Genomic DNA, 21,924 nt, shown 5'->3' on the forward strand with positions numbered 1-21,924 from the left:
GCAAGGATAGTTATTTTATTCTTCATGGGCGAATTATACGCTGAAAAGAAGATATGAAACCATGCTCTTTCTCTTAGTAACTTCAGTTCCCTGATTTTGGGTCCATCTCTTTGCTGTATGCTATAAATATTTCTTGACATAAAAGAAAATCTTGTGGTATAGTATGGCAACCCCACCCCCCTAGGGGGGGGGGTAAATGAGGCAGAAATGAAAGAAAATAATGCTTTGCTAAGATTAAAAACAGTCGAAGGACACCTGCGCGGTATCACCCGTATGGTCGAAGAGGATGCCTACTGCATTGATGTGATTCGCCAGATACAGGCAGTCGAAGCTGCGCTGAACAAGGTCAGCAGTATTATTCTCGAAGACCACCTGAATTCCTGTGTGATCACAGCCATACAAGGTGAAGATCCGAGTGAGCGTGAGCGTGTGCTGACCGAGATCAAGGAAGTATTTGAGACAGCGACAAAGGTTTAATTAAATGGATTCTTGTGGATGTTCAATTTCGGAAGACACCATCAATGGCGGTGGCAAGTCTAAGGGGCAGGGCTTAAGTGGGGCTTGCCCAACGAATGGCGTGATCGGCAAAAAAGTCGATACGCAGACCGTCAAGGCGATCCTGGCCCTTCCCCTTAATCTGCTAACCTCAGATGCTTATCGTTTTTGTGCAGATCCAGATTGCTCAACTGTTTACTATAGCGAGGATGGTCAGCAGCTTTTTGATGAAGCTGATTTGCGTGAGCGTGTTTATCAGAAACACGCCGATGATAAAGAGATTTCTATCTGCTATTGTTTCCGCCACACGGTGGGGAACATTGGCAGTGAAATTGCCGAAAGCGGAAAATCTACCGTTGTAGCGGAGATTACCGCTGGCATTAAAGCTGGTCAATGTGCCTGCGATATTCGTAACCCACAAGGCGATTGCTGCCTGGGGAATGTGCGGGCTCTTGTAAAAGATTTATCAAATTAAACCTATTATTTTTTGGAGGCTTAACCATGACAACTGTAACTTATTCTGTACCCAATATTTCTTGCGGACACTGTGTCAACACCATTCAAACCGAAGTAGCTGACCTCGAAGGTGTCCAGACCGTTACCGCCAACCAGGGAACTAAAGAAGTCGAGATCATCTTTGATGCCCCGGCTGATGAGGTTGCTATCAAAAATTTGATGGCTGAGATCAACTATCCGGTTGCTGCATAGTTTATGCTTTACGGAGTACGCAACACTATCATAAAGTGCTGCGTATTTCGTAGTATATAAACCATATTTTTTGTAATTAGGCAATATTGGATGAGCAACCTCGCTCATAATCGCCGTAAACAAAAGCAGACCCAAGGTTTAAGGAAAACATTGGGTTTAGTTTTTGGGGGAGTGCTGATCATTGGGCTAGCTCTATGGTTGGTTTCGCAAAGCAAGCGTTCGTCTGATGAAGTCTCAAAAACTGATCTCTTGGCATTGGGAGAAGAAGTCTATCTTGCTAATTGCGCAGCATGTCATGGTATTGATGGCGGAGGTCACGAAGCGGTTGAAGCGGCCCCGGCATTGAATGCTACAGAACATGCCTGGCACCATGCGGATGGACATCTTCAACGCCTGATTGTAAACGGTGGGCAGCTAATGCCCCCTTTTGGCGAAAGCCTGACAGATGATGAAATTGTGGCTCTGATTCGCTATTTCCAGACCTGGTGGGCCGAAGGCCAATTGAATTCACAACAATCTCTTAGTGGGCAAGACCCACTGCAATAGTAGGAGTCTTTTATGACAGATACAAAACAACTTACTCTCCCGATCACAGGGATGACCTGTGCCAATTGTGTTGCCACCGTGGAGCGCAACCTGATTAAACTGGATGGCGTTGAAACCGCTGTTGTCAACCTCTCTTCTGAGCGGGCGACCGTTGAATTTGACCCCTCTATTCTCGGCATGGATTCAGTCATTGCCCGCGTTGAGCGTGCCGGATATGGCATCGCCACCGGTGAAGCGGAATTGGTCATCAAACGTCTTTCGGATGATAACGACGCCCGCCGTCTTGAAAAAGCGCTCCTCACCCTCGATGGGGTGCTGGATGCACAAGTCACTTTTACGACTGAGAAAGCCCGTGTCAGCTATATTCCGACGATGGTCACGCAAGCCGAACTGCGTCGCGCCGTCAGTGCAGCGGGATTTGACTCCCTCGAGCTGGGCGGCGACGCTGAAGATGCCGAAGCCAAAGCCAGAGCTGAAGAGATCGATCACCAACGATTTTTGCTTATTGTTGGGATAATCTTTACACTGCCTCTTTTTCTATTCTCAATGGCCCGGGATTTTGGTTTGCTGCCCATGTGGTCACATGGAGCCTGGGCAAATTGGCTGATGTTTGCCCTCGCTACCCCCGTCCAGTTTTATGTGGGCTGGCAATATTATGTCGGTGGTTATAAAGCCCTGCGTAATGGCTCGGCGAACATGGATGTTCTCGTCGCGATGGGATCCTCGGTTGCGTATTTCTATTCGATCATCGTCATGCTGAATATCCTGCCCGGTCATGTTTATTTTGAAACAGCCGCTGTCATTATCACCCTGATCCGTCTTGGCAAATTTCTCGAAGCGCGTGCCAAAGGACGTACCAGCGATGCGATCAAAAAGCTGATGGGATTGCGCGCAAAAACCGCGCGTGTCATCCGTGATGGTGTAGAAACTGATATTCCACTCGAGGATGTTGTTGTTGGCGATATGCTCATTGTTAAACCAGGCGAAAAAATTCCTGTCGATGGCGTTGTCGTCGAGGGACGTTCAGCAATAGACGAATCCATGCTGACGGGGGAATCTCTGCCTGTCGAAAAGCAGGCTGGCGATCCGCTGATCGGGGCTACTCTCAACAAGTTGGGATTGCTCAAATTTGAAGCCACCAAAGTTGGCAAAGAGACCGCTCTCGCGCAGATCATCAAATTAGTGGAAGATGCCCAGGGATCGAAAGCACCTATCCAGAAGCTGGCAGACCAGGTATCGGCGGTCTTTGTCCCGATTGTGCTAGTTATCGCAGCGCTCACTTTTGCGGCCTGGTACTATCTTGTTCCCCTTCCTGTTGATTCCGAAGTCAGCCTTTTCACTCGTGCCCTCGTCAATTTGGTCGCTGTGCTGGTCATTGCCTGTCCCTGTGCGATGGGTCTCGCCACACCGACCGCGGTCATGGTTGGGACTGGCAAGGGTGCAGGAATGGGAATTCTTTTCCGCTCCAGTGCAGGGCTTGAAACCGCAGGGAAGACGGACGTTGTCGTCCTTGATAAAACGGGAACGATTACCAAAGGTCAGCCTGCCGTGACCGATATTGTCGTTGCAGATGGATGGGATGCGGACGATTTACTCCGTTTGGCAGCTTCCGTTGAAAAGGGGAGCGAGCATCCGTTGGGAGAGGCGATCTGGGCGGAAGCGACCTCGCGTGAGCTTGCCCTCGCTGATCTGGCCGGGTTCCAGGCTCAGGCTGGTCACGGTGTCTCCGCTGAAGTCGAGGGGAAGCAAGTCTCCGTTGGCAATTTGCGGATGATGGAGAATATAGTCAAGGAACCCATTCCTTCCAAAGGAACGGGTTCCTCAAAGATCGGAAACAAGTTCCTTAGCAACGAGGTTCAACGTCTCCAATCTGAGGCCAAAACAGCCATGCTTGTAGCCGTGGATGGTGTGGTTTCGGGTGTCATCGCTGTAGCGGATACAGTCAAAGATGGCTCTATCGAAGCGATTTTGGAGCTAAAAGAAATGGGACTGGAAGTGATCATGATCACCGGTGACAACCAGGCGACCGCCGAAGCAATTGGTGCGCAGGTTGGCTTAAGCAACGTTATCGCCGAAGTCTTGCCAGAAGGAAAGGTTGCTGAGGTTAAAAAATTGCAGGGCGAAGGGGATAAGGCACAAGTTGTCGCGATGGTGGGTGATGGCGTTAACGACGCTCCAGCCCTCGCCCAGGCGGATGTGGGCATCGCCATTGGCACGGGGACAGATGTCGCCATGGCCGCCGCTCCCGTCACGCTGATGAGCGGAGACCTGCGCGGCGTGGTGCGCGCTGTCAAGCTCTCCCGCAAGACACTTTCCACGATCAAGCAGAATCTCTTCTGGGCCTTCTTCTATAACGTCATCCTGATCCCTGCTGCTGCGATGGGATTTATCAACCCCATGCTGGCGGCATTCGCGATGGCGTTCAGTAGCGTCTCGGTTGTGAGTAATAGTCTCCGGCTGAGAAAAGCAAAGATATAAATTACACTCTCCCCTAAATTCCGCTTGTAGAATTTGGGGGAGATGTCCGAAGGACAGAGGGAGTGGGAAGTGGATATAAACACAGAAAGCGTCGAGATTTTCTTGGCGCTTTTGATATATGAGGGGTGGAAATTAACCCATCCAAAAATTCTCATCCGTAATATATTCTGCATAATTCCCAAATGCTCGTTGTCAGTGGTTGGTATTCAGGTGTATACTTTCCTTTCATCATAGGAGAAAATTACCAATGAATTCTGGCATTCTTTATGCTTTAGCGACATATATTCTGTGGGGATTTTTCCCCATCTACTGGAAACAGCTACATCATATTTCGGCGGCACAACTCATCGGCCACCGTATTTTGTGGGCATTTATTATGCTTGTGCTTGTCCTCGTAACTACGCGGCAATGGGGAAAGTTTCGGGAAAAACTTAACGTCACCATCCTTAAATCGCATGGTCCGGCGGCAATATTACTCGGTGTTAACTGGTTGACCTATGTCTGGGCAATCAATCACAACTATATCATCGAGAGCAGTTTGGGCTACTTCATCAACCCGCTATTTAGCGTGTTATTGGGCATGATCTTTCTTAAAGAAAGACTTCGCCCAATGCAGTGGATACCGCTTGGGCTGGCAACATTTGGTGTATTCTACCTAACATTCCTCTATGGGCGCCTGCCGTGGATCGCAATCATTCTTGCTTTCACCTTTGGCTTGTATGGCCTGCTTAAAAAGGAATCCACACTTGGGTCATTATACGGCCTGACCTTTGAAACCGGGATTATGCTCCTGCCTGCGTTGGGTTATCTACTTTATGAGATCAACCGGGGAAATGGGGTCTTCGGGCAAATCAGCGCTACAACTGACTGGTTGTTGATCGGGGCAGGAGCAGTGACGGCAATTCCCCTGCTGCTCTTTGCCAAGGCAGCGCAGCGAATTTCATTGACAATGATCGGGCTGATGCAGTATATCGCGCCGACAATGCAATTTCTGATCGGTGTTTTGCTTTATAAGGAAGAATTTACTTCGTCTCAAGCGATCGGCTTTGGGATAATCTGGTTTGCACTATTTTTCTTCTGGGGTGAGGGCTGGTGGGTTCGCCGCCATAAAGCGATTGGATCACCCTTGAAGGCCAGTGGGTAATAAAAAATTTTTTTGCTATCAAAAAATATTCTGTACTCTGTTCCCCTTGGAAATGATTGTAGGTGACTTTCATACCATTTATCATAGGTTGACGCTCCTAAAAGTTATTGCTTCCGCGATCCGCCAATGATATTCAAGTATAATTTTCTTTGTCGTCGAGATTGATTCATCGGAGGAGGTTGCCAATGTCTGCAAGAAGAGGTGTGATCGCAATTCTAACTGGTGGGGGAGATGTCCCTGGTCTGAACCCAGCCATTCGGGCAGTCACGATTCGGGCGCTGCGTGAGGGATTTCAGGTAATCGGAATCCGGCGCGGCTGGGCGGGTATGGTAGACATTATTCGCGATAAAAAAGCGGATAATAGTAATAATTACCAGATTCTGACGAGAGAAATTGTTAATAGGGCAGGCCGAACAGGGGGGACCTTTTTACATACATCGCGGACAAAGCCCAGTCATGTAAAAAAAGCGGATATCCCTGAGCATCTGCAAGATACGTATTTGGAAGATGATAACGACCTGACTGCTGAAGTCCTCAAGAATCTGGAATATCTCAATATTGATTACCTGATTCCTATTGGGGGGGATGATACGCTCAGTTATGGTGTCCGCTTATGTCAGGAGGGGGTTAAGGTTGTCGCCATCCCCAAGACGATGGACAACGATGTCCCCGGTACAGATTATTGCATCGGCTTCAGCACATGCGTAACCCGCACCATTGCCCTGACAAATAATCTGCGTACTGTTGCAGGTTCACACGAGCGCTTTCTTATTTTGGAGGTTTTTGGGCGGTATGCAGGCTTTTCCGCATTGCTCCCAACGATGGCTGGGGCAGCCAATCGATGTGTGGTCCCGGAGCATCGTTTCAATATTGAGAAACTTACTGAGCTATTATCTGAAGATCGGATGAATAACCCCAGTCGTTACTCAATCGCCTTGATCTCCGAAGGTGCGATGTTTGAAGGGGGAGAGATGATCTTTGAGAACAGGACAACAGATGCTTATGGCCATGCAAAATTGGGTGGCATCGGTGATCTGGTTTCTGATGAAATAAAAAAAATATCCCCAAAGTTCAATAATGGGAAGAAGGTCAGTGTGGTCAACCAAAAATTGGGTTATATGGTTCGGGGAGGCGACCCCGATGCAATCGATTCGATTGTTCCGATGGCATTTGGTAATCTGGCATTGGATTTGATCCTGAAGGGATTATATGGTCGCCTGGTGGTCTTGAAAAACGGACGCTACGACAATATGCCTATCGAAGTTGTGACCAGCTCAAAAAAATTGGTGGATGTGAAGCAGTTTTATAATACCGACCGATATCGCCCCAATTACGAGAGTTTTGAAATGAAACCATTATTCATTATGACCAGTGAGCTATAAAATTATGCTGGAAACCAGAATTACAGATCGAAAATCCGCTTCAAGATGGCAAAAAAAATATGATCCCCAGGCCCCGCGTGTGGGCGACCTCGCCCCGGATTTCGAGTTGCGTGATGCGCATGGGCAGAATCCTGTCCGCTTATCTGATTTCCGCAATAAAAAACCCGTTGCCCTGATCTTTGGTAGCTTTACCTGACCGCCCTATGTCAAAGGGACCGTAGGTCTCACAGAGTTATATGCTGAATATCATGAACAAGTTGCTTTTCTGCCAATTTATATCCGTGAGGCACACCCCGTGGATGGCTGGTGGTTTGGCAAAGGGGTTCCGAAAAGGATGATGGGATTCTATTCGCCGAAGGTGGCAATGGATATCTACGATCCGAACACGATCGAGGAACGGCGGCAGGTTGCAGGCGCGTGCGAAAAATCCCTATCCTATGGTGTCCGGACCTATGTCGATGAGATGGATGATGCCGTCAACAAGGCCTATGCAGGTTGGCCGACACGCCTGTATCTAATTGATACGGATGGAGTAGTGGTCTATGCAGCGGGAGTAGGTCCTTATGATTTTCATCCAAAAAAACTTAAAGAAGCCATTGCAACATATTTGGTTAAAACAAAGAGCTAATTCTATATGCATGAATTACCTGTAGCCGAGTCAATTCTTAGTATTGTTTTGAAACATGCAGAAGAGGCGCAGGCAACTCAGATCACTGATTTAAATATAGTGATCGGGCAACTTGCGAGCGTGATTGATGATTCGGTCCAATTCTATTGGGATATTTTGAGCAAGGATACCATTGCCGAGGGGGCACAATTGCATTTCCAGCGAGTGCCAACCCAGATGCTTTGCCTGGATTGTAATCATGCGTATAAACCTGCCGATGGTGAAATGGCTTGTCCCTTATGCGATGGGGTTCTGATCAAGATTTTGAAAGGCGAAGAATTTTACCTTGACTCGATCGAGATCAAGACGGAGGATGAGGAATGACCAAAAAAGTATCTGTAGTAGAAAAGATACTCAGCGCGAATGACCAATTGGCTGTAGAAAATCGTTCTCGTTTGGACGAAGCCGGTGTTTTTGCAATCAATATTATGGCCTCTCCCGGTGCAGGTAAGACCTCACTGATCGAGCAAACCCTGCCCAGGCTGAGTGAGAAGTTTCGTGTGGCTGTTGTAGACGGTGATATCGCTACCAGCATTGATGCCGATCGTGCTTCTGAGGCTGGTGCGCTGGCCGCCATTCAGATCAACACGGGTGGAAATTGTCATCTGGATGCCGTTATGCTCAAACAGGCGCTTGACCAGCTTGACTTGAAGGATTTCGATCTTTTATTGGTGGAGAATGTTGGCAACCTCGTTTGCCCGTCCAACTTTCCCCTGGGTACGCATAAAAGCATCCTTGTGGCATCTGTTCCTGAAGGCGATGACAAGCCTTATAAATACCCCGGTATGTACAGGGGTGTGGACGCGCTGATCATTAATAAAATTGACCTGATGCCTTATATTCCCTTCAAAATGGATTATTTTCGACGTGGCGTTGAAATACTCAATGCCGGTTTGATCACTTTTCCCATCTCCTGCACTACTCAAGAAGGTGTGGATGAATGGATTAATTGGATAATCGAAAACGTCGAAGATAAATAAAATATTGTAGTAGCGACTTTAGTCGCTTATGAACGGCTGAAGCCGTGACTACAGTTTGTACTAGCTATGACAAAACAAACGGGTCTCCGCATCCATATCACAGGCGTTGTTCAGGGAGTTGGTTTTCGCCCCTTCGTGTATGGGCTGGCGACTCGTTTCCAATTAAATGGGTGGGTGCGGAATACATCTGCAGGGGTGAATATTGAAGTGGATGGGGAAGCAGCTGTGTTGGATGAATTTACCAAAGCTCTGCTGGATGAAGCCCCGCCACTTTCCCTTATCGATGAACTTACCGCAACGCCCCAGGCCCTAAATGGCTTCCGGGGATTTGAAATTGTCCACTCTGAAGCGATTGCGGACGCCTTTCAGCCTATTTCCCCGGATGTAAGCATTTGCCCGGATTGTCTCCGTGAACTCTTTGATCCCGAAGATCATCGCTATCGTTATCCTTTTATCAATTGCACCAACTGTGGCCCGCGTTTTACGATCATCAAAGATATTCCCTATGACCGCCCAGAAACGACAATGGCGCCTTTCCCCATGTGCGGGACTTGCGCCAGCGAATACAAGGATCCGTTGGACAGACGTTTTCACGCCCAGCCGGTCGCCTGCCCAGATTGCGGGCCAAAGGTTTGGTTGGAAATCGTAGGGGCGAACGGCCGTTCGCCTTTACAGAGAAACGTAGCCATCCTCGAAACCCAAAAACTTCTGGGTCAAGGCAAAATCCTTGCCATCAAAGGTCTCGGTGGTTTTCATCTTGCCTGTGATGCAACAAATGCCGCTGCGGTCAGTGAGTTGCGTCGGCGAAAGTTACGCGTGGATAAACCTTTTGCATTGATGATGCCAGATATTGCCACCGTCGAAAAACATTGTTTTTTAGATGAGACTGAGCGTGAGCTGCTCAAATCCATTGCTCGACCGATTGTTCTCCTCCAACGCCGACCGGAGTCACCGATTGCGCGCGAAATCGCTCCCCGACAGGATTCGATTGGCGTTATGCTCCCTTATACGCCCTTGCATTATTTGATCTTTGACGAAAACGCACAATTTGATGCGCTCGTAATGACAAGCGGCAATTTGAGTGAAGAACCAATTGCCTACACAAACGAAGATGCTCGTGAGCGACTTTCTTCTTTGGCCGACGCCTTCCTGATGCACGACCGTGATATTCATATCCGCTGTGATGATTCGGTTGCAAGGGTGGTTGAAAAGGGAATATATCCATTACGACGAAGCCGCGGCTATACTCCTTTCCCGATCAAATTGCCCTGGGAGGTACCAGCATTGCTTGCCACTGGCGCTGAATTGAAGAATGCTTTTTGTATCACCAATCAGAAATACGCATTCCTCAGCCACCATATCGGGGATCTGGAAAATTACGAAACCCTGCAATCCTTTGAAGAGGGCGTATCCCATTTTGAGAAACTATTTCGGGTAAAACCGGAAGCGATTGCCTATGACGCGCATCCCAATTACCTGACGACGCGTTATGCTCAAGAACGGACGGAACGGGATAACGTAAAAACGGTAGCTATTCAACATCATCATGCCCATATCGCCTCCTGCATGGCAGAGAACGGCCTGGCGGGCGATGAGCGTGTAATAGGGGTGGCCCTCGATGGCACGGGCTACGGCGATGATGGCAATATTTGGGGCGGGGAATTTTTACTGGCAGATTATGCCGGTTATAAGCGTGTTACTCACCTGGAATATTTCCCGTTGGCAGGTGGCGATGCAGCCACAAAACGCCCATCGCGTACCGCATTGGGCTTGCTCTGGCAGCTTGGCCTGGATTGGGATGCAAACCTCGCCTCTGTACAGGATCAATGCTCAGAAGAACGGATGGCCTTACGCGTTCAATTGGAACGAAAGCTGAATACGCCGCTGACTTCGAGCATGGGCCGTCTCTTTGATGCCGCAGCGGCTCTGGCGGGCGTACGGCAACGAGTCAATTATGAGGCACAGGCCGCGATTGAGTTTGAGGCTTTGGCGGATGATACCGAAATGGGTAGCTATAATTTTGATGGCAGCAATGCTGAGATTCGGGTGCGCGCCGCTATCGAATCGCTGATTGCAGATTCGCTGAATGATGTCCCCATCCCGGTCATTTCCGCTCGATTTCATAATGGTATCGTCAATATGGTTGCTGAAATTTGTATCAGACTACGTGAAAAGAGCGGATTAAATACAGTTGCCTTAAGTGGTGGTGTTTGGCAAAATAGATACATTCTAACCCGCACTTTGAAAAAGCTTCGTGAGGATGATTTCGAAGTTCTCATTCATCGCCAGGTTCCGGCAAATGATGGCGGGCTGGCGTTGGGGCAGGCTGCGATTGCGAGTTGGAAGTTGAAATGAAATTACCACAAAGACACGAAGTTCACAAAGGATTTCTCTGTGAACACAAAGAATCTCTCTGTGCTTTTTGTGTCTCAGTGGTGAAAAATTGGAGATAATTATGTGTCTTGGCGTTCCAGGAAAAATTATTGAAGTCACCGAAAAGAACGGTCTGAGGATGGCGCAGGTGGATTTTGGGGGTATTGTTCGCGAAGCTTGCCTGGAATATTTGCCCGAAGCCAATGTGGGCGATTATACGGTTATCCATGTTGGATTTGCGATCAGTCTTCTGAGCGAGGAAGAAGCCAAGGCCTCGTTGGAGATGCTGCAGGAAATTATTGATCTCGAAGATGAATTAGGCATAGGATATTCAACAGAAAAGATAAAGTGAAATATGTGACGGAGTATAGGGATGCGGAATTAGTGCGCGGGGTGATAGATGAGATCGCCCGCACAATAACGCGTCCCTGGACATTGATGGAGATCTGTGGGGGGCAGACTCATGCCATTGTTCGGCATGGGATTGATCAATTACTTCCACCAGAAATCGAATTGGTGCACGGACCCGGATGTCCGGTTTGCGTGACACCACTCGAGCAGATCGATAGGGCCCTGGCGATTGCCGCCAAACCGGACGTGATCTTCTGCTCCTATGGGGATATGTTACGTGTTCCCGGCTCGACGGTTGATCTCTTCTCCATTCGAGCGGCTGGCGGCGATGTGCGCGTAATTTACACGCCACTAGACGCGGTCCGCATTGCCAGGGATAATCCTGATAAACAGGTGGTATTTTTTGCGATCGGATTTGAGACCACCGCTCCCGCGAATGTGATGAGTGTTATCCAGGCAAAAAATCTCGGTTTGAAAAATTACAGTATTCTGGTCTCGCATGTATGCGTACCTCCAGCAACACATGCCATCCTAGGTTCACCTGATAATCGTGTGCAGGGTTTTTTGCTGGCGGGTCATGTTTGTGCCGTGATGGGATATTGGGAATATTCGCCCATTGCTGAGCAATATGGCATCCCAATGTCGGTGACCGGTTTCGAGCCGTTGGATATCGTGCAGGGCATTCTGGCAAATGTGCAGCAGTTGGAGGCGGGCAAAACGGATGTGGTGAATGCCTATCCGCGCGCGGTGACTTTTGACGGAAATAAACCTGCCCAGAAAATGATTGATAAGGTTTTTGTGGCATGTGACCGCAAATGGCGTGGCATTGGTACGATCCCCTCCAGTGGCTGGGAATTACGGCCTGAATTTGATGAATTCAATGCCGAGAAGCGTTTTGATGTGGGTGAGATCACCACAGAAGAGTCACCCTTGTGCATTGCTGGCGAGATTCTACGCGGCTTGAAGAAACCGAATGATTGTGTGGCATTTGGGAATGAGTGCAACCCAGAACACCCACTTGGGGCAACAATGGTTTCTACCGAGGGGGCTTGCGCAGCTTATTATAAATATGGAAGAGGGGTGGAGTTGTAAAAGTATTGGGAGAGAAAACAAAAAAGCCAGAATTCAAACTCTGGCTTTTTTGTGTTATGTAATAACAGTTACCTGTTCTCGCTCTTTCCGCAGGAAGAATAATGTTGCGATAAATCCAAATGCCATGATGATTGCCCCCGTTATAAATGGGTAGCTCAAATTAATATCGAGCGCAGTCCCTGCCCAGATCGGTCCGACAATTCTCCCGAGACTCATAAAGGAATTATTTATGCCCATAGCAATACCCTGACCTTGTATGGTGCTCTTGGAGATCAATGAGGCAATACTCGGGCGTAACATCGCATTACTCATGACGAAAAAACCAGTCGTCAGTATAACTGTTGATAGTTGTTCGGCTGTGAGCATCAACAGATATCCGAGAGCGCTGGCGATCAGTGATGTTTTGATGACCGCTGAATCACCCCACCGACGTATGGCTGGTCCCGTTAGTACGCCTTGTACCACCGCAGAAGTGATACCAACAACAGTGAGTACAATGCCAACAGTTTTTGCATCGTAGCCAAAACGTAAATCAGCATAAAGTCCAAAAACACCTTCGAAATTGCTCATCCCAAAACTGAGCAGGAAAGCGAGCGCAAAAAGAAAACCGATTGGGCCGATGAGAGCCTCCCACAAGGTTTTTAATTGGGGGCCTTGAAATTTCCTGGCTCCTTTTTGGCGGTCTTTCAGCGCCAGGGATTCTGGAAGGGCAAACCAGATCAAAATCAAAGCCAGCGCAGATAAGCCCGTAGCCAGGAAGAATGGGGCGCTCAATGAAATATCGGACATCGCTCCACCAATGCCGGGACCTAAGACCATCCCAACGCCAAATGCTGCTCCGATGATCCCCATCCCGCCACCGCGATCTTTTTCATCTGTGCTATCGCTGATATAGGCCATTGCAGTAGGCAATGTTGCCGAAGATAGAATTCCAGCCAGGGCGCGTGCAGCAAAAAGCATCCATAGCTCAGTGGCAAAGCCTATCAGGAGCATCGTGATCCCATTGCCGAGTGCGCCCAGCATCAGAAAAGGTTTGCGCCCATATCGATCGGATAGATCACCCCAAAGTGGTGAGAAGAGAAATTGCATAAAGGCGAATACGGCCATTAAGATGCCCATCGAGATACCGCTACCTCCCATATCTGTAACATAGAAGGGGAGGAGAGGAATGATGATCCCGAATCCCATCATCACGACGACCAGGGTGAAAAATAAAATTGCAATATTGCGATTCATGAATTTATGTCCTGTTGATTAATATCAGGCGATTATAACATTGGCATGGAAAATAAAAAGCGTCAGAATATTTTTTTCTGACGCTCAATTTAAGGGTTTTAAGGAAGAATTTTTAATGAACTATGATCTCTTTTCTAAGTGAATCCAGCACCATTTCTGTGACTTTGGGAATCGCCGCTGCCACGGCTGGTGTTGGATCTTCGCTAAAATCCATTACGTTTTCGACTTCTACGGCTATGATCTCAAATTCTTTGGGCATGTGTAATCCCAAGTGTACGCCTGCGTCCAATGCGGTGATGAGAGATGTATCGTGAGCGGAGGCACTGTGCTCAGTGGGGGTGATTTGACGCAGATCTTCCAGAGATAATTCGTGGATATGACCATAGTCGTGACCATTGCTCGTCATGATCGCATCGATTAAGATAACGCGGTCATAACCGATCATCAACTCCATCAGGCGCAGGCCACCGACACTGGCTTCAGTAACAGTGATATTTTCGGGAATATTTGGTCCCAGTTCTTCTTCAACAGCGTAGGCAACTTTTACGCCGACACCATCGTCTGTAAGAATAGGATTGCCGAGCCCAACTACTAGTGTTTTCATATTTAAATTCTATCCCCTCCCCTAAATTCCGCTTCTGGAATTTGGGGGAGGCTGGGTGGGGGCGATTCTTTTTAGATAGTGGGTCGCACCTACTATTAGGTGCGACCCACTTTTGCGACTACTCTTCAATCTATATACTGGCTGACGGTTTCGATCACTTCACCATCTGCATTGATGATATTAACTTCCAATGGCATCTGTCCAGGCAGGGAGTGAGTTGCACAGGACATGCAGGGATCGTAGTTGCGGAAGGCCATCTCAATCGTATTGAGCAAGCCTTCGGTAATCACCGTTCCCTTGGTGATCAGCGACTGTGCCGCCTTCTTGACTGACATCGCTATCGGCGCGTAGTTATTGGTTGTGCCCACGATCAAGTTGACGTCGGTCAGAATACCGTTTTCGTCGGTTTTATAATGATGTGTCAACGTACCGCGTGGGGCTTCAACGGAACCAACTCCCTCGCGCGGGGTGGTGGTTATCGGCATCCGCACGTTCGGGTCAGTGATCTCGGGATCGGTAGCAAGCTCAAGCATGCGTTCGGCTGCGTAGAGCAATTCGATCAGGCGTGCCCAATGAGTCGCCAGGCGATGGTGAACGGGCTGATATCGTCCATCCACTTTCTTGCTGCCCAGTGTCTCATAGAAACGATCAAAATGTTCCTGTGCTTTGGGGGTTGCCATGCCATCTGCAGCATTGAGTCGCGAAAGTGGAGTGGCACAATAAACACCGCTGTCCATGCCATCTTCAAAACCCTTCCATCCCACAGCTTTGAGATAGGGGAATTTCAGATAGGTCCACGGCTCGACGCGCTCTGCGATATGCTCAGCGTAGTCTTTGGAATGGTATTTGAGAAATTCCTTCCCTTCGGGATCGACGACACGAATCATGCCATCATAGAAATTGACATGGTTATTTTCATCCACCGTGCCCATATAGTAGGTTTTGTGAGTGAAGGCATCCGAGACGATCAGATCGACATAGTCTTTATTCGCCAGGACAACATCGTCAAAAAGCTTTAGTGAAAATTCTGCAAAGGCGATGTTTTTGTGAGCGGCATCTTCAATTTCCTTCCGCATTTCTTCTGTGATCGCAACGCTCCATCCGCCGGGTAAACCTGATACGGGATGGATGCCGCGTCCGCCCAACATCTTGATGATGTCGTGATTGCGCTTGCGACAGTTGATCACTTCCATGCCAATGTCCACACCGACTTTGTGGATCACACCCAGGATATTGCGTTCTGCCGGATCGGACTCCGGACCGAGCACGAAATCCGGGCCGCCCAGGGCGTAAAAGTGGACGGTATGATCGGTGCAATAGAAGGATGCGTAGAATAATTCGCGGATCTTCTTGACAACCGATGGCGGTTCGACATCGAAAAGTGCATCGAGTGCCTTTGTGGCCGCCATATGATGAGCTTCGGGGCAGACACCACAAATGCGATTGGTGATACGCGGCATTTCCTCCGCTGGTCGCCCAACAGTGAATTGTTCAAAACCACGCAATTCTGGAATTTGAAGATAGGCGTTTTCTACTTCACCCTCTTCGTCCAGGAATATTTCGATCTTGCCATGCCCTTCCAGACGGGTAATGGGATCTATAGTGATTCGTTGTTTCATGCTGCCTCTCCTTTCCCGTTAGAACCGTTAACTTTTGCTCTTTGGAGCAATGAATGGGCCATGCTAAAGCGATAAAAAGTTCCAGCGGGATCGGCGATGGTATCGACGACGGTCTGGATCCGCTCTTCAAGTTCAGCTTCCTCCATGCTTTCATGGCCTGCACTAATAACCGATGCAATCGCAGAGAGCATTTTTGCTCCCTGGTCTTCTACGCCGGGCATCGGGCCATAACAGCCCCGGCATCCTATTCCTACACTTGGGCAGAGTGCACCGCATCCGCCACGTGTCGCCAGCCCCATACAGACGAGACCCTGTTCGAGCAAGCATACATCGGGTTCGGGGACGATTTCGTAAGGGCGGTAGAAGCGATCAATGGCTTTCTCACTTTTTTCCCGTTCGCATCCTTCGCATACAGCGACGTTGCTGGCGCCGACAATCGAGCCTTTGGGGGGCAGTGGAGCACCTTCAAGCAGCGCACCAACGATCACCTGTAGCACAGCCCAGATTTGTTCAGGCTCAGGTGGACAGCCGGGCAGGTAGTAATCTACATCCACAACCTGATCCAGCGATTTGACCGTATTGTAGAATTCAGGGATCGTCAATTCGCCTTCGGGGACCTGTACAGATGTCAATGGGATGATACCCTCGGGGTTGTCTATCGTGGGATTATCCTTGTAGACTGTGTTAAAGGTTGCCTCTTTGGATGTCAGGTTCGAGAGGGCAGGGATGCAGCCCTCATAAGCACAAGAACCAAAAGCGACCATAAACGTCGATTTTTTCCGCAATAGATGAGCCATCTCTTCATTTTCTGAGTTGCGGATGGCACCATTCCACAGGCAGACGGTGATATGGCCGTCCGGATATGCCTCCACATCTTTGGTTTTGAAATCAGCGATGCAGGGGAAAAAGGCTATGTCGAAAACCTCGTCTACGGTGAGAATTTTCTCGTGAATATTGAGTACTGAAACTTCACATCCTCCACAGGATGAGGACCAGTACATTGCCAGTTTCGGTTTTTCATTTTTAGTCATTGTTATGCCTCCTCAAGTACTGGGGCAACTTCAGCAGCTTTGTATCCGTTGCTTCGATTGACGACTTTTTCATCCCAATTAAGCGGGCCTAAAGCGCGTAGTGCTTCAGTCATCTGGTCAACTTTTTCGGCCAGTAAAATACCTTCTGAGGCCGATGCCCAGATCAACTGAACACGTTCTTCTTCAACGCCTAATTGCGTGAGCATCTTCCTGAGAAGATAAAAACGGCGCATGGCTTTGATATTGCCGTTGACATAATGACATTCGCCAGGGTGACATCCAGCGATCATCACGCCATCTGCACCTTCACGCAATGCCTTCATGACAAATTGGGGGTCTACCCGCCCACTGCACATCACACGGATCGCGCGCATATTTGGCGCATACTTTATGCGTGCAGTTCCAGCAAGATCAGCCGCGCGGTAGGAGCACCAGTTACACAGAAATCCGACGATTACGGGTTCGTATGTTTCACTCATTGTTTTCTCCATTCCTTTACGCTGATGCCTTTTCAGCGCTCATATCCCACAACACACCTTCGATCTGGGCGAACAATTGATCGTTAGTGAAATGTGCTCCGGTGATAACGCCGCTGGGGCAGGCCGCTACGCAGGTACCGCAACCCTGGCAAAGGGCGGTGATGACTTCAGAAACCTTGCGGTCTTCATGGAAGATAATCGCGTTAAAGGGGCACATATTATTGCAGATTTTGCACCCGGAGCAAGCCTCTTGATCGATGCTGGCCCGGACAGGTTCCATCATCACCGTGCCGCGGCTGATCAATCCAGCCACACGGGCTGCTGCTGCGGCTCCTTGTGAAACGCTTTCAGGAACATCTTTCGGTCCCTGGCAAGCACCAGCGATGAGAATGCCATCCGTCATTGTGGCGACGGGATCAAGTTTGGGATGCCGCTCGGTGAAGAATCCGTCGAAGTCACAGCCCATCTTGAAGAGTTGCGAAACCTCCTTGGACCCGGCACGTGCTTCCATTGCCGAGCTCAGGATGACCATATCGACGGGGATACGGCGCTGTTTACCGATCAACGTATCCTCGACCTGGATGATAAGCTTGCCTTCTTCTTCCGGAATGCGAGCTGCGTCTGTAACTTCTGCTACCTTGCCACGAATGAAGTGAGTTCCCTCTTCAAGCAAGCGGTTGTAAAATTCTTCATACCCTTTGCCTGGGGTGCGCATATCAATATAGAAATCATAGATTTCAGCATCGGGAATGCGCTCATGAACAAGATGGGCAAACTTCAGCGAGTACATGCAGCAAACTTTTGAACAATATTTGTGATAATTCTCGTCACGTGAGCCTACACAATGGACGATACCTACGCTCTTGGGAGTGCTTTCCTTATCACGTAAGACAATTTTGCCATCTGTGGGGCCGGCTGCATTTACCATCCGTTCAAATTCCAAACCGGTGAAAACATTATCCAATTTTCCGTAGCCATATTGCGGGATACGCTTGGAGTCGAAGAGATCATATCCGGTTGCGAGAATGATATTGCCAACATCGATTTGCAGGATTTCATCTTCCTGATCAAATTCAATCGAATTCGGCTCGGTAGGGCAGAATTTCTCGCAGGCTTTGCATTTTCCGGTTTTGAAATAGACACAGTTTTCTTTGTCGATCACCGGATATTTAGGTACGGCCTGAGGGAAGGGTCTATAGATCACTTTTCGTGTGCCCATGCCGGCTTCAAAGACTTCATCGACTTCCTTGAAGGGGCATTTTTCGATACAAATGCCACAGCCAGTGCAATGTTCTTCGTTGACGTAGCGCGCTTTTTTGCGGACAGTGACGCTGAAATTGCCCAGGTAGCCATCAACTTTTTCGACTTCACTCCAGGTGAGCAGTGTGATGTTGTCGTGTTGGGCAACATCAACCATCTTGGGTGTCAGGATACAAGCTGAGCAGTCCAATGTGGGGAAGGTTTTATCGAGCTGTGCCATGTGGCCGCCGATGGAGGGTTCCCGTTCCACAAGGTAGACATGATAACCAGCATCTGCAAGCTCAAGCGCTGAGGTGATTCCAGCGATACCACCGCCCACAACCAGGGTGTTGGGATTGATCTCAACGGGGATCTGTTCGAGGGGTTCGTGGTGAATTACGCGGTCAATTGATCCTCTAACAAGAGATTTCGCTTTAGCGGTGGCAGCTACCTTGTCGTCCGTGATCCATGAATCATGTTCGCGGATATTGGTCATTTCGAAAAGGAAGGGGTTCAAGCCTGCGCGCTCACAAGCTGTTCTAAATGTCTTCTCGTGCATGTGGGGCGAACAGGAAGCGCAGACGACTCGCGTCAATCCCTTTTCCTTGATATCCTGCTCGATCAATTCCTGGCCCAAACTGGAGCACATGAATTTATAGTCACGAGCAACTTCAACATTGGGCTGTTCTCCAGCCCAGCGAGCGACTTCTTCTACATCCACCACTTTGGAGATATTTGTGCCGCAGTGACAGACGTAAACGCCAACTCGCTCTTTGTTCTCAGAATTACTTTTTTCAGTCATAGGTCTTTCTCCTATCCGTAGTGTTTGTCAGAATAAGTTGGAAGTTTGTGGGTAGGTGATATTGTTTCATCGGGCCTCCTTTTTAAGAAATTGGGATAGAACGGGGAGCGTTGAAACCAGTTCTGACCCGATTCCCAATTTTTTGGGAGCAATTCCCAAAGCCAGGCCCATCAGTTGCGTGAAATACAAGACGGGAGTAGAGAAGTCTGTGCCAAACTCTTCATTGACCTGAGTTTGATAAGCCTCCAGGTTGACCTGGCAAAGTGGGCAAGCCGTAGCGATGACATCTGCTCCACTGTTTTGGGCATTCTGAAGCAGGTGCCGAATCATATCGAGGGCGGCGGGGCGGTTTGTAAGAAGAAGTGATCCACCACAGCAGCGGGTTTTGTAAGCAAAGTCGATTGGATTTGCGCCCATGGCTCTGATCAGTTCTTCAAAAAACTGCGGGTCTTCAACATTCTCGCCATTTTTTCTTGGCCTGACGATCTGGCAGCCATAATATGGTGCAATGCGCAGCTCTTTTAGAGGGTTGGTAACCTTCTTTTTGATTTCTTCTGGCCCAACTTCATTTGCGAAAACATCAATTAGATGATGGACATTTAAGTCACCCGAAAGTTGGAGATCGTCTGCTTCGAGCGCATAGTTGATATGCTCAGCAAGATCTGCATCTTCTTTCATATAGGTATTGGTGAAATAGGCGTTTTTGTAGCAGGCACTACATGGGGCGACAAAATCAAGCCCCTGTTTTTCTGCTATCGCCAGATTGCGAGCTACGAGTGTATTCGCTAAAATCTCGTCGAGATGGAAGTAGGTGGTCGCGCCGCAGCAGTTCCAATCTTCCAATTCCTCAAGCTCCACGCCTAATACACGTGTGGTCTCCAGAGATGATTTATGGTAGCTCAGGGCCATTTTTTCCAGTGAGCAGCCCGGGAAGTAAGCGTATTTTTTCATGATTACTCCTCATCTCCCATCGGGATAATGCGTTTGATCATGTTCTGGAAATTCTTAAGGCGTTTGATCCTTGGGGGTAAAACAGGGATACGGCCTTTGAGCATCATCTTGGTTGCGCCCTGAACCTCCTGGAAGAATTCCTTTGCCCCAAAACCGAAGATATAAGTTGGTGCCAAAATCGGCTCATATGATCTGCCGCTTCGGGCAATGGTCTTCATAAATGTTTCAGAGAAGACCGGGCCAACCAGATCGTCGGCATAGGTTTTGTTCCACATTGAGTAGCGCTTTACGGCATACATCGCGCCGGCAATATCGATCCTGGACGGACATCTGACTGTGCATTGATAGCAAGACGCGCAAACCCAATATGTATTTGTGTCAATTACATCTTCCTTGAGATCTGCGTTGATCATGCCGATAAGGCGTCGGGGCGTCTGATCCATGAATTCAACTGCCGGACAGGAACCTGAGCATGTCCCACATTGAATACATTCGTTCAGCGGACTCCCGTGTGCCGCGTACATGAGGTTGGAAATTTCCTGGCTAAAAGTAGGTTTGTCTGCCATAGTTTTTCCTATACCGTCTTTTCTTTCGCCATTTCCAGCAGGGCGCTCACTTTCTCAAGCAACAGATCGGGTTCTACCGGTTTTTCAAGTAGTTCATCTGTCGGTAAGAAGCGAGGATGTACCGGCTGGCCTGGGAAGAGAAAAGCCATCTGTTCTCTGATTCCTGTAATAATGAGCACAGGAATTTTTCGCAGCTCTGGGTCTTTATTGATCTTGCGCGCCACCATTACGCCTTCAGCGCCGCGCCCCATCATGATATCGAGCAAGAGCAGATCGAATGATTTCGACTCCAGGGCCTTGAAACCATCTTTCGGGTTGTAGGCAACTTCGACTTCGTAGTCAGCTTTAGTTAAAATTGCCTTGATCCCATCAACATAATCGGGATCATCATCAATGATCAATATTCGTTTCCGTGGATCCATTGGAACCTCCTTGGTTATTGCCAATGATTTAGTCAGGATCTATGAAATTATTTGTCATTTCTAGCGCGGGTAATTGAATGCTAAATGCACTCCCTTCACCCAGCGTGCTTTCTACTGAGATTGTTCCATCGTGAGCTTCAATAATTCTCTTTGTAATGGCTAGGCCAACTCCACTGCTCCTTTCACCTTCAGGTCTGGCTTTTCCAGAATAAAAATCGTTAAAGATATGCGGTATATCTTCTTCGTCGATACCAACGCCATTGTCAGTAATATTGATTGAAATACTGCCGTTGCTTTTTATAGTACTGATCTCGATTTTTCCTCCCACACGGGTATATTTGACCGCGTTGTTCAAAATGTTGGTGATTGCCTCAACCAGAGTGCCTTCATTTCCTGATACTTGCGGAAGAGAGGGATTCAGTTTGTGCTTGATCGCAATATCTTTTCGGATTGCGTGTGATTCCACGCTTCCTACTGCTTTCGTAACGATAGTATCAATGGATGTGGGTTTAAAATCTTCGCGGATTTTGCTGATATCAACGGATATAACCCGTAACCAGGTATTGATCATTGTCACCATATCTTTGATACGGGTTTGGAGACGCTCCACCATTGTTTTTTGTTCATCCGTTAATTTATCTGCCAGGTCGTCGGCCAGCACAAATAGATTTTGTTGTACGGCCCCCAATGGGGATTTCAATTCATGGGAGACGATGGCAGCAAAGTGTTCTCGCAAAAGCTCCTTCTCTTTGCGTAATG

The 21,924-nt window shown here is 48.5% G+C and carries 23 protein-coding genes; 13 read left to right on the plus strand and 10 right to left on the minus strand.

Annotation, left to right across the window (positions count from 1 at the left end; translation table 11 throughout):
• The first annotated feature begins 207 nt into the window (after window positions 1-207).
• The 13 genes from AC3DOM_RS01820 (at window position 208) to hypD (ending at window position 12,216) form a co-directional block, all read left to right on the plus strand.
• Entirely contained in the window at window positions 208-477 is a 270-nt protein-coding gene (locus tag AC3DOM_RS01820) for a metal-sensitive transcriptional regulator (protein WP_487917315.1), read from the plus strand.
• Window positions 478-481: 4 nt separating this feature from the next.
• On the plus strand, window positions 482-970 hold the full coding sequence (locus AC3DOM_RS01825) for a putative iron-sulfur cluster-binding metallochaperone (protein ID WP_487917316.1): 489 nt from the start codon (window positions 482-484) through the stop codon (window positions 968-970).
• A 26-nt stretch (window positions 971-996) separates the two neighbouring features.
• Entirely contained in the window at window positions 997-1,203 is a 207-nt protein-coding gene (locus AC3DOM_RS01830) for a heavy-metal-associated domain-containing protein (RefSeq protein WP_487917317.1), read from the plus strand.
• A 90-nt stretch (window positions 1,204-1,293) separates the two neighbouring features.
• On the plus strand, window positions 1,294-1,749 hold the full coding sequence (locus AC3DOM_RS01835; protein ID WP_487917318.1) for a c-type cytochrome: 456 nt from the start codon (window positions 1,294-1,296) through the stop codon (window positions 1,747-1,749).
• 12 nt (window positions 1,750-1,761) lie between these two features.
• Entirely contained in the window at window positions 1,762-4,227 is a 2,466-nt protein-coding gene (locus AC3DOM_RS01840; protein ID WP_487917319.1) for a heavy metal translocating P-type ATPase, read from the plus strand.
• Window positions 4,228-4,474: 247 nt separating this feature from the next.
• On the plus strand, window positions 4,475-5,371 hold the full coding sequence (gene rarD / locus AC3DOM_RS01845) for an EamA family transporter RarD (RefSeq protein ID WP_487917320.1): 897 nt from the start codon (window positions 4,475-4,477) through the stop codon (window positions 5,369-5,371).
• Between the two features lie 185 nt (window positions 5,372-5,556).
• Entirely contained in the window at window positions 5,557-6,753 is a 1,197-nt protein-coding gene (locus AC3DOM_RS01850) for a 6-phosphofructokinase (protein ID WP_487917321.1), read from the plus strand.
• Between the two features lie 4 nt (window positions 6,754-6,757).
• The gene (locus AC3DOM_RS01855) at window positions 6,758-7,381 is read left to right on the plus strand and encodes a deiodinase-like protein (protein WP_263013157.1); all 624 of its coding nucleotides are present in this window, start codon (window positions 6,758-6,760) and stop codon (window positions 7,379-7,381) included.
• 6 nt (window positions 7,382-7,387) lie between these two features.
• A complete protein-coding gene (hypA, locus tag AC3DOM_RS01860) occupies window positions 7,388-7,744 on the plus strand; it encodes a hydrogenase maturation nickel metallochaperone HypA (protein WP_487917322.1) in 357 nt (118 codons plus the stop codon).
• Entirely contained in the window at window positions 7,741-8,400 is a 660-nt protein-coding gene (gene hypB, locus AC3DOM_RS01865) for a hydrogenase nickel incorporation protein HypB (RefSeq protein WP_487917323.1), read from the plus strand. Before hypA ends, hypB begins: the two co-directional genes overlap by 4 nt.
• 66 nt (window positions 8,401-8,466) lie before the next feature.
• The gene (gene hypF / locus AC3DOM_RS01870; protein WP_487917324.1) at window positions 8,467-10,755 is read left to right on the plus strand and encodes a carbamoyltransferase HypF; all 2,289 of its coding nucleotides are present in this window, start codon (window positions 8,467-8,469) and stop codon (window positions 10,753-10,755) included.
• A gap of 100 nt (window positions 10,756-10,855) precedes the next feature.
• Window positions 10,856-11,125: a HypC/HybG/HupF family hydrogenase formation chaperone gene (locus tag AC3DOM_RS01875; protein WP_487917325.1), complete on the plus strand. Its 270-nt coding sequence runs from the start codon at window positions 10,856-10,858 to the stop codon at window positions 11,123-11,125.
• Window positions 11,122-12,216 carry a hydrogenase formation protein HypD gene (gene hypD / locus AC3DOM_RS01880; protein WP_487917326.1) on the plus strand — a complete coding sequence of 365 codons (1,095 nt, stop codon included), beginning with the start codon at window positions 11,122-11,124 and terminating at the stop codon, window positions 12,214-12,216. Before AC3DOM_RS01875 ends, hypD begins: the two co-directional genes overlap by 4 nt.
• Window positions 12,217-12,270: 54 nt before the next feature.
• Here hypD and AC3DOM_RS01885 read toward each other — a convergent pair whose 3' ends face one another.
• The 10 genes from AC3DOM_RS01885 to AC3DOM_RS01930 all read right to left on the minus strand — a co-directional run.
• On the minus strand, window positions 12,271-13,452 hold the full coding sequence (locus AC3DOM_RS01885; protein WP_487917327.1) for an MFS transporter: 1,182 nt from the start codon (window positions 13,450-13,452) through the stop codon (window positions 12,271-12,273).
• A 112-nt stretch (window positions 13,453-13,564) separates the two neighbouring features.
• Window positions 13,565-14,056 (minus strand): hydrogenase maturation protease, encoded by a 492-nt coding sequence (locus tag AC3DOM_RS01890; RefSeq protein ID WP_487917328.1) that lies wholly within the window; start codon window positions 14,054-14,056, stop codon window positions 13,565-13,567.
• Window positions 14,057-14,181: 125 nt separating this feature from the next.
• Window positions 14,182-15,675 carry a Ni/Fe hydrogenase subunit alpha gene (locus AC3DOM_RS01895; RefSeq protein ID WP_487917329.1) on the minus strand — a complete coding sequence of 498 codons (1,494 nt, stop codon included), beginning with the start codon at window positions 15,673-15,675 and terminating at the stop codon, window positions 14,182-14,184.
• The gene (locus AC3DOM_RS01900) at window positions 15,672-16,706 is read right to left on the minus strand and encodes an NADH-quinone oxidoreductase subunit B family protein (RefSeq protein ID WP_487917330.1); all 1,035 of its coding nucleotides are present in this window, start codon (window positions 16,704-16,706) and stop codon (window positions 15,672-15,674) included. Before AC3DOM_RS01900 ends, AC3DOM_RS01895 begins: the two co-directional genes overlap by 4 nt.
• A gap of 2 nt (window positions 16,707-16,708) precedes the next feature.
• Window positions 16,709-17,185 (minus strand): hydrogenase iron-sulfur subunit, encoded by a 477-nt coding sequence (locus tag AC3DOM_RS01905; protein WP_487917331.1) that lies wholly within the window; start codon window positions 17,183-17,185, stop codon window positions 16,709-16,711.
• Between the two features lie 16 nt (window positions 17,186-17,201).
• A complete protein-coding gene (locus AC3DOM_RS01910; protein ID WP_487917332.1) occupies window positions 17,202-19,226 on the minus strand; it encodes an FAD-dependent oxidoreductase in 2,025 nt (674 codons plus the stop codon).
• A 66-nt stretch (window positions 19,227-19,292) separates the two neighbouring features.
• Window positions 19,293-20,177, minus strand: a complete 885-nt coding sequence (locus AC3DOM_RS01915; protein WP_487917333.1) for a CoB--CoM heterodisulfide reductase iron-sulfur subunit B family protein — start codon at window positions 20,175-20,177, stop codon at window positions 19,293-19,295.
• 2 nt (window positions 20,178-20,179) lie between these two features.
• Window positions 20,180-20,743: a 4Fe-4S dicluster domain-containing protein gene (locus tag AC3DOM_RS01920; protein WP_487917334.1), complete on the minus strand. Its 564-nt coding sequence runs from the start codon at window positions 20,741-20,743 to the stop codon at window positions 20,180-20,182.
• An 8-nt stretch (window positions 20,744-20,751) separates the two neighbouring features.
• Window positions 20,752-21,165: a response regulator gene (locus AC3DOM_RS01925; RefSeq protein ID WP_487917335.1), complete on the minus strand. Its 414-nt coding sequence runs from the start codon at window positions 21,163-21,165 to the stop codon at window positions 20,752-20,754.
• A gap of 28 nt (window positions 21,166-21,193) precedes the next feature.
• On the minus strand, window positions 21,194-21,924 hold a 731-nt coding region (locus AC3DOM_RS01930), incomplete at its 5' end, for a sensor histidine kinase (protein ID WP_487917336.1).

The organism is Candidatus Desulfolinea nitratireducens (assembly GCF_982879505.1).

What these genes read in the sequence shown, in the direction of transcription:
- AC3DOM_RS01820 (WP_487917315.1), top strand. Translation starts at nt 208, where the DNA reads ATGAAAGAAAATAATGCTTTGCTAAGATTAAAAACAGTCGAAGGACAC.
- AC3DOM_RS01825 (WP_487917316.1), top strand. Translation starts at nt 482, where the DNA reads ATGGATTCTTGTGGATGTTCAATTTCGGAAGACACCATCAATGGCGGT.
- AC3DOM_RS01830 (WP_487917317.1), top strand. Translation starts at nt 997, where the DNA reads ATGACAACTGTAACTTATTCTGTACCCAATATTTCTTGCGGACACTGT.
- AC3DOM_RS01835 (WP_487917318.1), top strand. Translation starts at nt 1,294, where the DNA reads ATGAGCAACCTCGCTCATAATCGCCGTAAACAAAAGCAGACCCAAGGT.
- AC3DOM_RS01840 (WP_487917319.1), top strand. Translation starts at nt 1,762, where the DNA reads ATGACAGATACAAAACAACTTACTCTCCCGATCACAGGGATGACCTGT.
- rarD (WP_487917320.1), top strand. Translation starts at nt 4,475, where the DNA reads ATGAATTCTGGCATTCTTTATGCTTTAGCGACATATATTCTGTGGGGA.
- AC3DOM_RS01850 (WP_487917321.1), top strand. Translation starts at nt 5,557, where the DNA reads ATGTCTGCAAGAAGAGGTGTGATCGCAATTCTAACTGGTGGGGGAGAT.
- hypA (WP_487917322.1), top strand. Translation starts at nt 7,388, where the DNA reads ATGCATGAATTACCTGTAGCCGAGTCAATTCTTAGTATTGTTTTGAAA.
- hypB (WP_487917323.1), top strand. Translation starts at nt 7,741, where the DNA reads ATGACCAAAAAAGTATCTGTAGTAGAAAAGATACTCAGCGCGAATGAC.
- hypF (WP_487917324.1), top strand. Translation starts at nt 8,467, where the DNA reads ATGACAAAACAAACGGGTCTCCGCATCCATATCACAGGCGTTGTTCAG.
- AC3DOM_RS01875 (WP_487917325.1), top strand. Translation starts at nt 10,856, where the DNA reads ATGTGTCTTGGCGTTCCAGGAAAAATTATTGAAGTCACCGAAAAGAAC.
- AC3DOM_RS01885 (WP_487917327.1), bottom strand. Translation starts at nt 13,452, where the DNA reads ATGAATCGCAATATTGCAATTTTATTTTTCACCCTGGTCGTCGTGATG.
- AC3DOM_RS01890 (WP_487917328.1), bottom strand. Translation starts at nt 14,056, where the DNA reads ATGAAAACACTAGTAGTTGGGCTCGGCAATCCTATTCTTACAGACGAT.
- AC3DOM_RS01895 (WP_487917329.1), bottom strand. Translation starts at nt 15,675, where the DNA reads ATGAAACAACGAATCACTATAGATCCCATTACCCGTCTGGAAGGGCAT.
- AC3DOM_RS01900 (WP_487917330.1), bottom strand. Translation starts at nt 16,706, where the DNA reads ATGACTAAAAATGAAAAACCGAAACTGGCAATGTACTGGTCCTCATCC.
- AC3DOM_RS01905 (WP_487917331.1), bottom strand. Translation starts at nt 17,185, where the DNA reads ATGAGTGAAACATACGAACCCGTAATCGTCGGATTTCTGTGTAACTGG.
- AC3DOM_RS01910 (WP_487917332.1), bottom strand. Translation starts at nt 19,226, where the DNA reads ATGACTGAAAAAAGTAATTCTGAGAACAAAGAGCGAGTTGGCGTTTAC.
- AC3DOM_RS01915 (WP_487917333.1), bottom strand. Translation starts at nt 20,177, where the DNA reads ATGAAAAAATACGCTTACTTCCCGGGCTGCTCACTGGAAAAAATGGCC.
- AC3DOM_RS01920 (WP_487917334.1), bottom strand. Translation starts at nt 20,743, where the DNA reads ATGGCAGACAAACCTACTTTTAGCCAGGAAATTTCCAACCTCATGTAC.
- AC3DOM_RS01925 (WP_487917335.1), bottom strand. Translation starts at nt 21,165, where the DNA reads ATGGATCCACGGAAACGAATATTGATCATTGATGATGATCCCGATTAT.